Annotated in this window: 14 protein-coding genes and 1 pseudogene; 6 read left to right on the top strand and 9 right to left on the bottom strand. The window is 66.1% G+C overall.

Going from position 1 to position 14,964, the window contains the following annotated elements; genetic code table 11:
* Window positions 1-88 precede the first annotated feature (88 nt).
* The 5 genes and pseudogenes from urtE to urtA form a co-directional block, all read right to left on the bottom strand.
* Entirely contained in the window at window positions 89-781 is a 693-nt protein-coding gene (gene urtE / locus D3H54_RS17165) for an urea ABC transporter ATP-binding subunit UrtE (RefSeq protein ID WP_149380070.1), read from the bottom strand.
* On the bottom strand, window positions 781-1,539 hold the full coding sequence (urtD, locus tag D3H54_RS17160; protein WP_149383586.1) for an urea ABC transporter ATP-binding protein UrtD: 759 nt from the start codon (window positions 1,537-1,539) through the stop codon (window positions 781-783). Before urtD ends, urtE begins: the two co-directional genes overlap by 1 nt.
* 38 nt (window positions 1,540-1,577) lie before the next feature.
* Window positions 1,578-2,685: pseudogene (urtC, locus tag D3H54_RS17155) on the bottom strand (urea ABC transporter permease subunit UrtC).
* The gene (gene urtB, locus D3H54_RS17150) at window positions 2,682-3,566 is read right to left on the bottom strand and encodes an urea ABC transporter permease subunit UrtB (protein ID WP_149380069.1); all 885 of its coding nucleotides are present in this window, start codon (window positions 3,564-3,566) and stop codon (window positions 2,682-2,684) included. The pseudogene urtC and the gene urtB overlap by 4 nt, the downstream one beginning before the upstream one ends.
* A 35-nt stretch (window positions 3,567-3,601) precedes the next feature.
* Window positions 3,602-4,864, bottom strand: coding sequence for an urea ABC transporter substrate-binding protein (gene urtA, locus D3H54_RS17145; protein ID WP_149380068.1), 1,263 nt, complete (start codon window positions 4,862-4,864; stop codon window positions 3,602-3,604).
* Between the two features lie 204 nt (window positions 4,865-5,068).
* Between urtA and D3H54_RS17140 the strand changes: the two genes are divergently transcribed.
* On the top strand, window positions 5,069-5,506 hold the full coding sequence (locus D3H54_RS17140; protein ID WP_168214895.1) for an Rv2576c family protein: 438 nt from the start codon (window positions 5,069-5,071) through the stop codon (window positions 5,504-5,506).
* A gap of 1 nt (window position 5,507) precedes the next feature.
* Here the strand turns inward: D3H54_RS17140 and D3H54_RS17135 are convergent, their stop codons facing one another.
* Window positions 5,508-5,960, bottom strand: coding sequence for a GNAT family N-acetyltransferase (locus D3H54_RS17135; RefSeq protein ID WP_149380067.1), 453 nt, complete (start codon window positions 5,958-5,960; stop codon window positions 5,508-5,510).
* Between the two features lie 27 nt (window positions 5,961-5,987).
* Here D3H54_RS17135 and D3H54_RS17130 point away from each other — a divergent pair, with 27 nt between their 5' ends.
* The 5 genes from D3H54_RS17130 to D3H54_RS17110 all read left to right on the top strand — a co-directional run bounded on the left by D3H54_RS17130 (window position 5,988) and on the right by D3H54_RS17110 (window position 11,310).
* On the top strand, window positions 5,988-6,875 hold the full coding sequence (locus tag D3H54_RS17130) for an oxidoreductase (RefSeq protein WP_286198908.1): 888 nt from the start codon (window positions 5,988-5,990) through the stop codon (window positions 6,873-6,875).
* 20 nt (window positions 6,876-6,895) lie between these two features.
* Entirely contained in the window at window positions 6,896-7,549 is a 654-nt protein-coding gene (locus D3H54_RS17125; protein WP_149380065.1) for a hypothetical protein, read from the top strand.
* 102 nt (window positions 7,550-7,651) lie between these two features.
* A complete protein-coding gene (locus D3H54_RS17120; RefSeq protein WP_149380064.1) occupies window positions 7,652-8,932 on the top strand; it encodes an HNH endonuclease signature motif containing protein in 1,281 nt (426 codons plus the stop codon).
* 53 nt (window positions 8,933-8,985) lie between these two features.
* Window positions 8,986-10,002 carry an Rv2578c family radical SAM protein gene (locus D3H54_RS17115; protein ID WP_149380063.1) on the top strand — a complete coding sequence of 339 codons (1,017 nt, stop codon included), beginning with the start codon at window positions 8,986-8,988 and terminating at the stop codon, window positions 10,000-10,002.
* Between the two features lie 18 nt (window positions 10,003-10,020).
* Complete coding sequence (locus D3H54_RS17110) at window positions 10,021-11,310, top strand: carboxylesterase family protein (RefSeq protein ID WP_149380062.1); 1,290 nt, start codon at window positions 10,021-10,023, stop codon at window positions 11,308-11,310.
* 10 nt (window positions 11,311-11,320) lie between these two features.
* Here D3H54_RS17110 and D3H54_RS17105 read toward each other — a convergent pair whose 3' ends face one another.
* Genes D3H54_RS17105 through D3H54_RS17095 form a run of 3 tightly spaced genes read right to left on the bottom strand, consistent with a single transcriptional unit; the run spans window position 11,321 to window position 14,936 of the window.
* Window positions 11,321-12,580 (bottom strand): acyl-CoA dehydrogenase family protein, encoded by a 1,260-nt coding sequence (locus tag D3H54_RS17105; RefSeq protein WP_149380061.1) that lies wholly within the window; start codon window positions 12,578-12,580, stop codon window positions 11,321-11,323.
* Window positions 12,577-13,710, bottom strand: a complete 1,134-nt coding sequence (locus D3H54_RS17100; RefSeq protein ID WP_149380060.1) for an acyl-CoA dehydrogenase family protein — start codon at window positions 13,708-13,710, stop codon at window positions 12,577-12,579. Before D3H54_RS17100 ends, D3H54_RS17105 begins: the two co-directional genes overlap by 4 nt.
* Complete coding sequence (locus D3H54_RS17095; protein WP_115319664.1) at window positions 13,707-14,936, bottom strand: amidohydrolase family protein; 1,230 nt, start codon at window positions 14,934-14,936, stop codon at window positions 13,707-13,709. Before D3H54_RS17095 ends, D3H54_RS17100 begins: the two co-directional genes overlap by 4 nt.
* Window positions 14,937-14,964: the final 28 nt, after the last annotated feature.

Genomic DNA, 14,964 nt, shown 5'->3' with positions numbered 1-14,964 from the left:
TCCCCAGCGCGGGCGGTTCGTCACTTAACCAGGGACGCGCCGTAGCAGGGTTCGGTTCACTGTCGTGACACAGCTCACGACCCGAAGTCTAGATCGCCATCGCCGCGCGGACGTCGGACTCCGACGCCGACCCGCCGGTCCCGCTGGATGTCACCCGCCCGGCCTCCAGGATGTAGTACCGCTGAGCCGATTCCAGCGCGAAACCGATGTGCTGTTCGACCAATAGGACGCCGAGATCGCCGCGGCGGGTGAGCGCCGTGATCGCCGCCTCGATCTCGGCGACCACGGACGGCTGGATGCCCTCGGTGGGTTCGTCGAGTATCAGGATCGTCGGGCTGGTGATCAGTGCTCGCGCGATGGCCAGCTGTTGGCGCTGGCCGCCGGAGAGCAGACCGGCGCGGCGAGTCAACAATTCCTTGAGTGCGGGGAACAGGTCGAGCTGTTCGTCGATCAGCTGTTTGCCGCGTTTGCGGCCGTCGGCGACGACCTGAAGGTTCTCGGCGGTGGTGAGTTGACCGAAGGACTGCTGGCCTTGCGGCACATAGGCGAGCCCGCGGGCCACCCGGGCGTTGGGACGCAGCTTGGTCACGTCCTCGCCGTGCAGCAGCACCTGGCCCGCGCTGCATTTCAACAGCCCGACCGCCGCGCGCAGCAAGGTCGTCTTGCCTGCCCCGTTGTGTCCCATCACCGCGGCCACGCCGTCGGAGGGCACCTCGATGCTGACCGAGTGGATGACCTGAGAGCGTCCGTATCCGGTACGGACATCGATGAGCTGCAACACTATTCGCTTGCCTCCAAGTCTCCGGCCGCGGCGGTGCCCAGATAGACCTCTTGCACCTTCGGGTTGGCCTGCACCTCGGTGACCGACCCTTCGGCAATCACCTGGCCGCGGGCCAGCACCGTCACCGACGTCGCGAACGCCCGCATGAAGTCCATGTCGTGCTCGACGACCACAACGGTGCGCGAGGAACCGATGCGGCGCAACAGGTTTCCGGTCTCCTCGCGTTCCTCACCGCTCATCCCGGCGACGGGTTCGTCGAGAAGCAGCACGTCGGCGTTCTGCACCAGCAGCATGCCGATCTCCAGCCACTGCTTCTGGCCGTGTGCGAGCACGCCCGCCGGCCGGTCGGCCAGATCCGACAGGCCGATGGTCTCCAGCGCCTCCTCGATGGCAGGCAGCACCCCGTGCCGCCTGCGCAGCAGCGTCCACCAGGACCGGCCCGCGCCGGCGGCGATGTCGAGGTTCTGCAGCACGGTCAGCTGCTCGAACACGCTGGCAGTCTGGAAGGTTCGCCCGACACCGAGCCGGGCGATCTGGTGGACCTTCTTGCCCAGCAGGTCCACACCCGACTTGTTGATCGAACCGGTGGCCGGCACCAGGCCGGTGATCGCGTCGATGACGGTGGTCTTGCCTGCCCCGTTGGGGCCGATCAAGAATCGCAGATCGCCCTGGAACAGGGTGAGGTCGACGTCGTTGACCGCTTTGAACCCATCGAAATCGACGGTCAGACCGCGGACTTCGAGGTATTCGGTGCCCATGCCGACATTGCCGCCGGCTACCGGTTCGGCGAGCTCGGTCACGTTGCCGCTCCCACGGTCTCGACTTCCGTCTGTTGCTCGTCGCCGGCGGGCGGAACCGCCTTGGTACGGCGGCGCCGGCGCAGCAGCGCCCCGACTCCGGCCAGGCCGGCGGGGAAGAAGCCGACGACGACGATGAACAGCAATCCCTGTGCGTAGGTCCATCCGGACGGGAACCGTTCGGAGAACGCGGTTTGCGCCCAGGCCACACCGATGGCGCCGAGAATCGGTCCGAGCAGCGTGGTGCGTCCGCCGATCGCGACGCCGATCAGGAACGCGATGGACGGCACGACGCCGACCTGAGCCGGCGTGATGAATCCGATGATCGGCGCGAACAGGGCACCGGCGATGCTGGCGAACAACGCGGCCGCGGTGTAGGCGACGACCTTGATGGTGGCCGGGTCGTAGCCGAGGAAGCGGACTCGCTCCTCGCCGTCACGAACGGCAACCAGGAGTTCGCCATAGCGGCTCTGCATCAGCTGACGCACGACGGCCACCCACCACCAGCAGCGTGCCGGCGGCGATGAAATACAGCATCTGCCGGTTCACCGGGTCGGAGAGCCGGAACCCGAAGAACGTCCGAAAGCCGTTGAGCCCGTTGCTGCCACCCAGGGTGGCCTGCCCGACGAGCAGGATCGCCAGTGCCGCGGCAAGCGCCTGGGACAGGATCGCGAAGTAGGCGCCCTTGACGCGGCGCTTGAACACACCGAGTCCGAGCAGCGCGGCGATGCCGGTCGGAATCACCACGATCGCCGCCATGGTGAAGGCGGCAGACGAGAACGGTTCCCAATACGACGGCAGCGCAGGGATTCCCGCGATCTGCATGAAGTCCGGCACCGACTGTTTGCGGATCTCGGCGTCGGCGATCTTGAGATGCATACCCATCATGTAGGCGCCGAGGCCGAAGAACACACCCTGACCGAGGGTGAGCATTCCGCCGCGGCCCCAGGCCAAGCCGATGCCGGCGGCCACGATCGCGTAGCACAGGTACTGGCCCAGCAGGCCGAGCCGGAAGCTGGTCAGCATCGCGGGTGCGACGCCGAACAGAATGACGGCCGCGACCGCGAAGCCCGCCCAGGTCTGCCACCTGCCGACAAGGGTCCTCATACCAAACTCCTTGTCCGCACGGTGAACAGGCCTTGCGGGCGCGCCTGCAGGAAGATCACGATGACCACGAACACGATGACCTTGGCCAGCGACGCGGTGGTGCTGTACTCGATGAAGGAGTTCATCAAGCCGAGTGCGAACGCAGCGATCACCGTGCCCTTGATCTGGCCGAGTCCGCCGACGACAACCACCAGGAACGCGTCGATCAGATAGCTCTGGCCGATGGTGGAACTCGTCGATCCGATCAGGGTGAGGGCGACGCCGGCCACACTGGCCAGTCCCGAACCGATGAAGAACGTGGTGATGTCGGTTCGCCGGCTGGAAATGCCGCTGGTCTCAGCCAGATCGCGGTTCTGCACGACGGCCCGGATCCGCCGGCCCATCGGGCTGAGCTTGAGCACGGCGGCCAGCACGGCGACGCAGACGACGGCCAGCACCAGGATGAAGATGCGGGTCTTGGGCACCACCGCGCCGAGGATCTCCACACCGCCCGACAGCCATGCCGGTGCGGTGACGTTCACCGCGGGTGCGCCGAAGATGCTGCGCGCGGCCTGCTGCAGGATCAGCCCGACACCGAAAGTCACCAGCAAGGTGTCCAGGGGACGGTCGTACATCCGCTGGATCAGCGTGACTTCCAGCAGCACCCCGAGCAGGCCGCCGACCACGAATCCGACCACCAGCGAAACCAGCAGTGATGCACCGGCATTCGAGATGACCTTCTGCACCACAAAGGCTGTGTAACAGCCGACCATGATGAATTCGCCGTGCGCCATGTTGATGACGCCCATCTGGCCGAATGTCAGCGACAGCCCCAATGCGGCCAGCAACAGGATCGAGCCGAGGCTCAATCCCGTCGCCAGCTGTCCGACAAGGACTTCCATGCTGTCTTAGTTTCCCGTCGCTCCGCTCGCCCGGACTAGCCCGACAGACCCTTGGCCCAGGGGTAGGACTTCAGGTACGGATCCGGGGTGATCGGGCCGGGGGACTCCCAGATCGTGTAGATCAGTCCGTCGGGATGGATCTCGCCGATCCGCGCGGTCTTGGTGATGTGGTGATTCTCGCCGTCGATGGTGACCAAACCCTCCGGGGCGTCGAACGTCACGCCGGCGCAGTTGTCCTGAATCGCCTTGACGTCGAACGACTTCCCTTTCTCGACGGTGTTCTTCCACAGGTAGACCGAAACGTAGGCGGCTTCCATCGGGTCGGAGGTCACCCGGTTCTGCCCGTACTTGTCCTTGAACGCCTTGACGAACGCCTTGTTCACCGGGTTGTCCAGCGTCTGGTAGTAGTTCCACGCGGTCAGCTGGCCGGCGATGTTCTGCGCGCCGATGCCCTGGACCTCCTCCTCGGCGATCGACACCGAGACCACCGGCATCTTCTGCGGAGTCAGTCCCGCGTTGGTGTACTCCTTGAAGAACGCCACGTTGGAGTCGCCGTTGAGGGTGTTGAACACCGCACCGGCATTCGACGAACGAACCTTGTTCACGATCGTGGAGAAGTCCGTGGAGCCGAGCGGGGTGTAGTCCTCGCCCTTGATCTCGATGCCGTTGGCCGCGGCGTACGCCTTGATGATGCGGTTCGCGGTCTGCGGGAACACATAGTCGCTACCCACCAGGTACAGCGACGTGATGCCCTTCTCCTTGAGGAAGTCCAGGGCCGGGACGATCTGCTGGTTGGTGGTGGCACCGGTATAGAAGATGTTCTTGCTGGACTCCAGACCCTCGTATTGCACGGGGTAGTAGAGCAGCGCGTTGTTGCTCTCGAAGACCGGCAGCATGGCCTTGCGGCTCGACGATGTCCAGCCGCCGAACACCGCGGCCACGCAGTCGTTCTTGATCAGCTTCTCGGCCTTCTGCGCGAACACCGCGGGGTCGGAAGCCCCGTCCTCACCGACGATCTGGACCTGCTTGCCCAGCACACCGCCCTTGGCGTTGATCTCGTCGACCGCGAGTTTGATCGAGTCACGCACGGTGACCTCGGAGATGGCCATCGTGCCCGACAACGAGTTCAGCGACCCCACCTTGATAGTGGACCCGGACGTGTCAACGCATGAATCCGACTTTGCTGTGTCGGTCTCGGTGGCCTTACTGCCGCAGCCGGACAGGAGCAGGCCCGCGGTCACCGCCACGCCTGTCGCCGCCAAAAACGATCGATTCAATGCGGAGCGCCGGAGATGCATAGAGGCCCTTTCATGTTGGGAAAGACAAGCATTGGGCCGCAACAGACCTGATGGCCCCCGAACCCACGGTTGGTGTCGACCCGGACGTTAGGACCAATAAGTTTCTGTGACATATCTGTGTGTGACGAACTCGTTAACCTGCTAGTCATTCGCTGGATGCCGGGGCAGGCCGACACGGGTAACGATGTCGGTAGCGTGGTCGATATGGCCGATATGCGAAATGTGACAGCAAGAGTCGGGGCGGCGCTGGTGTTGGCGGCCGCCGGTGTTGCAGCCACGCACGCCACGTCGAACGCTGAGCCGGCGCCCGGGCATCAGGTGACCTACACGCTCGCGACCGGTGGTACGTACGACTTCACGATCACCTATCTGACGGCGCAGCCGCCCAGCAAGGACGCTTTCAACGCGGACTCGAACCCGTTCATGAAGCGCGAGACCATCACCGTGTCGCCGGACGCTCCGTGGGTCTTCCAGACCACCCTCGATGACCCGCAGTGGGCATTCCTGCAGGTGGCGAGCACCACGCATGGCGGACAGGGTGCCCCGAACGCGCACTGCGAGGTGTCCATCGACGGCCAGGTCGCCGTCGCCCAGGACGCGCCCTACAGCCCGCAGTGCTACCTCTCCAAGTGGACGTCTTAAATCACAGGCGCTTGCTGAAGAACACCCGACGAAAGCCGTCCTGACCGCCGCGGTGCGTTTCCACATAGCCGAACCGCGGATACATCGCGACGTTCTCGGTCATCGCGGCATTGGTGTAAAGCCTGACCTCCGTGAGGCCGGCCTCGCGGGCGTCGTCCTCGGCGCGGCGTAGCAGTAACGCCCCGTACCCGCGGCCCTGAGCGTGCGGCGCGACGGCAATGGCGTCGAGCAGCAGGTGGTCGTCCATCACGCAGGTGACCAGGCTGCCGACCAGTCCGTTGTCGTCGGTCAGCACCCACACGTTGGCGGCGCCGATCAGTGCGGCGTAGTCGGTGTCCATCGGCGCCGGCCGCCGGCCGATGCGCGCGACGTATTTCTCATACGCCCGTTCGGCGAGCTCGGCGATGGATACGGCATCGGACGGTATCGCCCGGCGCAACGACGGTTCGGCCACTCAGTCACCGTAAGTATGTTGGGTGCGGTGGGCACCTCGATAGCACTCGTCGGTCCCGGCGCGATCGGTTCGACCGTCGCCGCTGTGTTGCATGCCGCCGGGCACGCGGTCACGGTATGTGGGCACACCCCGCGCGATCAGATCGAGGTCCGGCCCGATGACCAGCAGCCGATCGTGGTGCCCGGCCCGGTGCTGACCGACCCGGGTGGCGTCGACGGTCCGGTCGACGTGGTGTTCCTGGCGGTCAAGGACTCCCAGAACGAGCAGGCGGCCGGCTGGCTGGAGCGCCTGTGCGACGACCACACGATTGTCTGCGTCCTGCAGAACGGCGTCGAACAGGTCGAGCGCGTCGGCCCGTTCTGCCCGTCGGCGCATATCGTGCCCGCCGTCGTGTGGTTTTCGGCGGAGCGGCAGCCGGACGGTTGGGTGCGGCTGCGCACCGAAGCGCGTCTGGTGCTGCCCGACACCGCCGATGCGGAAATCCTTGCGGCGGTGCTGCGTTCGACGGAGATGATCGTCGAGCTCGACCCAGACTTCACCACCGCGGCGTGGCGCAAGCTGTTGTTCAACGCACTCGCCGGTTTCATGGTGTTGGCCAGACGGCGATCGGGGATGTTCCGCCGCCCCGACGTCGCGGCTCTTGCGCGGCGCTACCTGGCCGAGTGCGTGACCGTGGCTCGGGCGGACGGCGCGCGGTTGCCCGATTCGGTCATCGACGAGGTGACCGACATGTTCGCTACCGCACCCGAGGATCTGACGACGTCGATGCTCACCGACGCCGAAGCGCATCGCCGGCTGGAATGGGATATCCGCAACAACGTCATCGTGCGCAAGGCCGCCAGGCACGGGTTGGACACGCCCGTCGGTGACGTGCTGGTTCCGCTGCTGGCCGCCGCCAGCGACGGACCCGGCTGACCAAGTGGCATCCTGGCCAGGTGGGGCTGATTTTCCGGTTAGTCGAGCTGTTGCTCGTGATCGTGCCGCTGGCCGGTGCGATCTACGCCGCGGTCAAGGGCATCTCCGCCATCAGGCGGCAGAACGAGCCGGTGGCCGAGCCGACTGTCACGGTGCAGGACAGCACGAAAAGCCAAGCGGTGCAATGGCGCACGATCACCCGGGTGATCGAGGAACACAAGCGGACCGACGCTCGCTGGCTGGAGTACGAACTCGATGCCGCCAAGCTGCTCGACTTCCCGGCGATGACCGACATGCGGGATCCGCTGACGGTGGCCTTCCACCGGGCCAAGTTACGCGCCAAACTGGTGCGCCCCGGCAAGGCCGAAGACCTGCTCGACGATGGCGAGGCCGCACGGCAGTATCTCGACGCCGTCGAGGCGTACGTGACCGCGTTCGAGGCCGCCGAGAACGAGGCAAAACGGCGCCGGCGCGGTGACTTCTCCCGCCAGGATCAGCAGCGGCTGACCCGTGCCCAGAGCCTGCTGCGGGTGGCAGCCGATCGCGGCGCCACCCCGCAGGAACGCGAACGTGCCTACGACCTGGCTCGCGGCGAGCTCGACGGCCTGCTTGTGCTGCCCGACCGGACCACCGCGGCCCTCGAACGGGGAATCGCCGGGGAGCTCGACGACTAGTCGAATTCGATTCTGCGACTTGGGTTATCCCCAGTGTGAACTTGATCCACAGCGCGTTCTCATCGTCGGTTTTTGTCGGTGGCGCAGCGTAATGTTTCGAACATGAGTTCGATCGCACTGGCGCTTGACGCGCTTGACGCCGCGGTCGAACTCGTGGGTGCAGCCGACATCGGCGAATTGCCCGCGCCGGAACGCTTTGCGGCTCTGGAGCGGCTCGAGACGGCGATCCGCCGCCAGGTCGCCGTCTCGCACAGTCAGATCGCGCGCCTGGAGCGGTATGAAGGGTGCCCGCCGATCCCGTTGGTGGTGGCCGATGTGCTGCGGATCAGTCGGGGCGCTGCCCGGCGGCGGGTGCGTGATGCCGAACAGTTGGCCCCACGCACAACGCTGGCCGGGCAACCGTTGGCGCCGTTGTTGCCGGCGACCGGCACAGCCTGGAATTCCGGGCTTCTCGACGGCGAGCATGTGCGGGTCATCCAGAAGTTCTTCCGGGACCTGCCCGATCACGTCGGGCCGGTCGAGGTCGAGAAGGCCGAACGCACACTCGCCCAACACGCCCAGGCGATGCGGCCCGATCAGCTGGAGAAGATCGCCGACCGCCTCGCCGTCCACCTCAACCCCGACGGCAAGTACTCCGAGGAAGACCGCTCCCGCAAGCGTGGCTTCGTGTGGTGCGGCGGTCAGCGCGCCGACGGCATGAGTGTCGGAAAATTGGTGGCCGACCCCCGATTGCGGGGAATGCTCGACGCCTGGCTGGCCAAATTCGCCGCCCCCGAACCCGAGGACACCCGAACCCACCCGCAACGTCAGCACGACGCGCTCACCACACTGGTTCAATCCCGGCTGGGGGATCCGAAACTCGGCCGGCACAACGGACTTCCGGTGACCATGATCGTCACCACCACCCTCCAGCAACTACAAGCCGGGGCCGGTCACGCCGTCACCGCGGGCGGCACGTTGATCCCGATGACGGACCTGATCCGTGCCGCGGCGCCCTCCTACAACTACCTCGCGGTATTCGACGGCGTGACCGGCCAATCACTGTGGCTGGGCCGCAGCAAGCGACTGGCCTCAGCCGATCAACGACTCATGCTGCTGGGCAAGTACCGCGGCTGTACCGCACCCGGCTGCACCGTCAATGGCTACAACAGCCAGGTCCACCACGCCGCACAAGATTGGAAACACGGCGGCAGCACCGACATCGACGACCTCACCCTGGCGTGCAAGTGCGACAACCTGCTCGTCGAAAACGACGGATGGACCACCCGCCAACTCCCCGACGGTCACACCGAATGGACCCCACCGCCTGACGTACCCATGCGCGGCGGCAGCAACGACTACCACCACCCCGAACGCCTTCTCGGGGAGTGGGAAGATCCGTGACGTCGGCCCGCCGCGCCATTGACAGACCATCGAACGTGCGTTCGAATAGAGCGATGCGGTGGAGCGGCCAGGGGATAGCGGTCGACGACGGCGCGCTGCCCGGCCTGCAGCGCATCGGGTTTGTGCGCAGCGTTCGGACACCGCAATTCGAGGGCATCACTTTTCACGAGGTGCTGTGCAAGTCGGCGCTGAACAAGATTCCCGCCGCCTCGATGTTGCCGTTCACGTACACGGTCAACGGCTACCGCGGTTGTGCGCACGCCTGTCGGTACTGCTTCGCCCGGCCCACCCACGAGTACCTGGAACTCGATCCCGGCGACGATTTCGACAGTGAGATCGTGGTGAAGACCAACCTCGTCGAGGTGCTGCGGCGGGAGCTGGGCCGGCGGTCCTGGCGCCGGGAGACCGTGGCATTGGGCACCAACACGGATCCGTATCAACGGGCCGAGGGTCGCTACGCCCTGATGCCGGGCATCATCGGAGCGCTGGCGGACTCGGGCACGCCGATGTCGATCTTGACCAAGGGAACTCTGCTGCGCCGCGATCTCGAGCTGATAGCGGATGCGGCGCAACAAGTTCCGGTGTCAGTGGCGATCTCACTGGCCGTCGGTGACCCCGATCTGCACCGCGACGTCGAGCCGGGAACGCCGTCCCCGCAGGCGCGACTCGGCCTGATCGCCGCCGTCCGTGACGCCGGGCTGGACTGCCATGTGATGGTCGCACCCGTGCTGCCATATCTGACCGACTCCGCGGAGCATCTCGACAGCCTGCTGGGTGCGATCGCCGAGGCCGGGGCCACCGGCGTGACGGTGTTCGGTCTGCACCTGCGCAGCTCGACCAGGGGAGTGTTCATGAGCTGGCTCGCGCGGTCACATCCCGAACTGGTGGCGCCCTACCGCGAGTTGTACCGGCGCGGGGCCTACCTTCCGGCCGATTACCGGGAGATGTTGCGGCAGAGGGCCGCACCGCTGGTCGCCAAGTACAAGCTCGGCGGTGATCGCCGCTTGTTCACTCCGCCCACGCCGCCGGACCCGTCGGCTCTGCCGGAGCCGCAGCCGACGCTGTTCTGACGCAGGTACGGTTACTCCGTGGCGCACCGAGTACTTGCCGCCGGATGTGGGCCATTGCTCGTCGAGGACGACGGCCTGCGCGTGTCCGCGCGCGGGATCGTCTACGCGACCGCCGAACGGTTCGCCGCACCCGTCCTCGCGCCGCCGCACCGCGACGTTCACGATGCGACTCGCCGCGGTCCGGCATGCCCCCAGCTGCCTTCTCGCCTGGATTTCGTGACCGGCCCCGTCCTCGACGGTCTGGCGCAGAGCGAGGCGTGCCAGGTACTCAGCATCACGGCACCCAGCGACGCTCACCAACTTCCGGTGATGGTGTGGTTTCACGGTGGGGCGTACATGTCGGGTAGTGGAGAGGCGCCCAAGTATGACCCCGATCTCCTGGTCGCCGAGGGACGCGTTGTCGTCGTCAGAGTCAGTTACCGCCTCGGTATCTTCGGCTACCTCAACCCCCGGGCCGGCGCGGATGCCAACCTGGGCCTGCGGGACCAGATCGCCGCGCTGCAGTGGGTCCAGCGACACATCGCAGACTTCGGCGGGGATCCCTCGCGGGTAACGATTTTCGGCCAGTCAGCCGGTGGCGACTCGGTTTTCAACCTGATCCTCAGCTCGGAGACGACCGGCTTGTTCAATCGGGCCATCATCCAGAGCGCACCCCTCGGTCTGCGTGACGGGAGAGAGTCGATGACCGCGGCGATGCGTGTTGCCGTGGCCGAGGCGCTCGGCGGCATCGCCGCCGAGGACGCCGGCGTAGAGAATCTGCTCGACGCTCAAACCGCTGCTGTGGCAGCCGCGCAGAGCTTCGGATTGTGCAGTGGACTGCCGTTCGCGCCGATCGCGGGCCTGGACCCACTGCCCGCCGCGGCGGACACACACCGCCGCCTCGCCGAAGTCGCCCCGCGCATAGACATACTCGTGGGCTACACGCGCGATGACGCGCGCCCGTTCCTGGCGATGAACCCGCGTACCCGAAAGCTCCAGCGGCTCGGCCTGACCCGGCCCGTCGGCGCCGTCATGACGCGGCGGATCTTCGGTGCGCCCACGCTCGGACTGGCCGATACCTGGAAATCGAACGGCGGCAACGCCGCAACGTACAGCGTCGACTGGTCGCCGCCAGGCGCACCACTGGGCGCGTGTCACTGTATCGAGCTGCCGCTGTTGTTCGCTTCGCCGGCGTGGACCGATGCGCCGATGCTCGGCTCGGCGCCCCACGCCATCGACACGAATCTGGCGCGGAGGGTGCGCGGCTTATGGTCCGCCTTTGCCCACGCCGGCGTCGCAGGCCTCGGGACGTCGAATCTCCGACTGTGAGCTTCGGCGCCTAGGTCCGGCCGCGCTTGACCTGATTGAACGGCACACCCTTGTCGGCGGCCAGTTCACGGGGGAACCCGAGGATGCGCTCGGCGATCACGTTGCGAGCCATCTCGCTGCTACCGCCGCCGAGCGAGCCGGTCTGCCGCGACAGATACCGCACTCCGATATCGGCCAGGTCGGACAACTCTCCGCCCTCGTCGACGACACCGGCGGTGCCGGCGAGCGCCAGCGCGGTGTCGACCTCGAGTTCGGTGGTCTCGGCGTGGAACAGCCGAATCAAGGTGCCGGCGTTCGGCGGTAGTGAGCCGTTGCCGATCGCCCGCCCGACATGGTTGATCAGCTGTTCCTTGACGGTGCGGCGGACCAGTGCACGCCCCGCGCGCTCTTGAGCGGCCGGATCGTCGGCCTGTCCGGTGCGCTCGATCAGGCCGATGTGGTCGGGCGGCATTTCACTGGCGTTCTCCGCGCCGATACCGCTGGCGAACTCCGATCCGCCGCCGACGGCGCGACGTTCGTGAAACAGCTGGCGGGACGCCACTTCCCAGCCGTTGTTGACCTCGCCGACCACGGCGTCATCGCCCAGCTCCAGGCCGTCGAAGAACTCTTCACAGAACTCTTCGTTGCCGTTGACCTCTTTGATCCTGCGCATCGTGATGCCGGGGGAGTTCAACGGGACCAGGAACATGGTCAGGCCCTCGTGCTTGGGCACAGTCCAGTCGGTCCGCGCCAGCATCAGACCGTAGTCGGCAGCGAAGGCGCTGGTGCTCCACGTCTTGGCGCCGTTGACGACCCAGGTGTCACCACGGCGATCGGCACGCGTGATCACGCCGGCCAGATCGGAGCCTCCGCTCGGTTCGCTCAGTAGCTGGCAGAGGATCTCGTCACCGCGGATCGCTGCCGAAATACGTTCGCGTTTCTGGGTTTCGGTGCCCATGTCCAAGATGGTTGCCGCGCAGATCGTGAAGGTCGGCACATTGAGGATCAGCGGCATCTCGTAGCCGCGGCACTCGGCGTCGAACGCCTTCTGGTACGCGTGATCCAGACCCAGCCCGCCGTATTCACGGGGAAAGCAGATACCGGCGAATCCGCCCTCGTACAACCGCTTCTGGAGTTCCTTGGCGTGATCCCAGGAGGCTTGTTCGGCGCGCACCGAGAATGGCGGATGATCGGGATCGATGGTCGGCATGTTCTCGGCCAGCCAGGCGCGTGCCCTGGCGGCGAAATCCGCGACCGACTCGGTGGCTGTGGAGATCGTGGTTTCGGTCATGCCGAAGCCTCCTTCGGGCCCGCGCTCAACGCATACACCGCACGGTGGTGCTCCTCCGGCGAACCGTACAGCGCGCGGTACAGCGCAGTACGGCGCAGGAACAGGTGCAGGTCGTGTTCCCAGGTGACGCCGATGCCGCCATGCAGCTGCACGCAATCCTGCAGCATCACCGGGGCTCGTTCGGCCACATAGGCTTTGGCCACGCTGACCAGGAGGGCGGCGTCATCCGAGCGCTGCGACACCGCGGCCACCGCGCCCGCCGTCGTCGCCCGGCACGCCTCGAACCACATCTTCATGTCCGCGAGCCGATGCTTGAGCGCCTGATAGGAGGCCAGCGGTCTGCCGAAACTGTGGCGGTCGAACATCCACTGCGTCGTCATCGCCAGCACGGTCTCCAGGATCCCGACGATCTCTGCGCACTGCAGCACCAGCGCGACCTGCCGCTGCCGCTCGATGATCGCCGGCGTCTGCGCGGCTTCGCCGACCACCGCGGACTCGTCGACCTCGACACCGTCGAATTGCACTCGGGCGTAACGCTTCACCATGTCGACCGAGCGTTGCTCGGTGACTGTTGCGCGGTCGGTGGGAACGAGGAACTGGCGAGGACTGCCGTCAAGATCGGCGACCACCAGGAAGATGTCCGCGTCGGTGCCCGCTTCGACACGGTCCTTCACCCCGTCGATGCGGTAACCGGATCCGGTACGCGTCGCGGTGACACCGGGCTGCAGCGGGCTCAGCGGCAGGCCTGGTTCGTAGACCGCCCACGACGCCACCAGTTCACCGGAGACCAGCGCGTCGATGGTGTCGCCGTGTCCCTCCGGCGCCTCGACCAGACCCGCCAGCACGACGCTGACCGGATGCAGCGGACCGGGTGCCACGCTGTGTCCGATCTGCTCGGCCACCAACGCCAGATCGGCCACACCGTCGCCCGAAACACTCCCGCCGCCAAGATCTTCGGGCACCAGCAGGCTGGCCCAGCCCAGCTCGGCTGCGCGCTGCCACCAGGCGCCGTCGAACGAGGTATCCGAGGCGTGCAGTTCACGCACCCGGGTCAGCGACGCCTCCTTCTCCAGGAAGGCCTGCGTCGTCGATGCGAACAGCATCTGTTCGGGATTGGCGATTCCTGTCATGCGATGACAAGCGCAGGGACGTCGGGCTTGTGGACCGAGACGTTGGGCACGTTGAACAGGTCGACCAGATTGCCGCCCATCACCTTTCGCTGCTCTTCCTCAGTCAGGCCCTGAGCTTGCAGGTCGTCGACGAGGTTGATCGGATCGGCGAGGCCTTCGGGATGCGGCCAGTCCGAGCCGAAGATGATGCGGTCGACACCGCACAGCTCCGACATCTTCTTGAAGTCGTCCTCCCAGAACGGTGCCACGTAGACGGCCCGCTTGAACGCCTCGATCGGGTCTTCGGGAAACTCTTGCGGCATCTTCGAATACACGTCTTTGAATTGATAGAACAGGTAGGGCACCCACGACGCGCCGTTCTCGATCGACAGGATGCGCAGATCCGGGTTGCGGGTCAGCGCACCGTGGCACACCAGCGCCGCCATGGTGTCCTCGATGGGTCGCTTGCCCATCGACACCATCCGGAACGCCGTCGGCTTGAACGGCAGGAACTCGTCGGCGGGCTCCCAGTCGTTGAGGTAAGCGGCGTAGCCACTGTCCGAGGCGTGCATGCACACCGGGATGCCGGCCTTGACGCAGGCGTCCCAGAACGGATCGAACTCCGGCAGGCCGAGCGAGCGGGTTCCGCGGTAGCCGGGCACCGGGGCGGGCCGCACCAGCACCGTTTTGGCGCCGCGCTCCAGGCACCATTCGAGTTCTTCGAGCGCGCGGTCGACGACAGCCAGGTCGATGACCGGGGTGGAGAAGATCCGGCCCTCGTAGTTGAACTGCCACGTCTCATACATCCACTGGTTCAGCGCGTGGATGATGTCGAGGATCAGGTCCGGGTCGTCCTTGAGGCGTTCCTCGACCAGGCTGGCCAGGGTCGGGAACATGATCGTGTAGTCCAGGCCCAGCCCGTCGAGCACCTCGAGGCGCGCCTCGGGATTGCGGAAGGCGGGGATGGCCTTCATCGGCTTGCCCATGATCTCGCGGAAACTCTTGCCGCCGCTGCCGTGCTTGAAGTACTCCTCCTGCGCGCCCGGGCGGGCGACGACCTCGAAGGTCGGGTTGGGGATGTAGTCACTGATCGTGTTGCGCACCACGATCTTGGTGCGGCCGTGGACATCGATGTAGTCGATGACGCCCTTGCGGTTGTCCGGCAGGAATTGCGTCAGCGCTTCCTTCGGCTCGTAAAAGTGATTGTCGGCGTCGAACACGGGATAGGGAAGCTCGCGCGAGGGCATGTCCGCCTCCAGAGAGTCTGATTGGTCG

Origin of the sequence: Mycobacterium sp. ELW1, from assembly GCF_008329905.1 — a bacterium.
Taxonomy (GTDB): domain Bacteria; phylum Actinomycetota; class Actinomycetes; order Mycobacteriales; family Mycobacteriaceae; genus Mycobacterium.
This window is presented reverse-complemented; position numbering and strand designations above follow the sequence as displayed.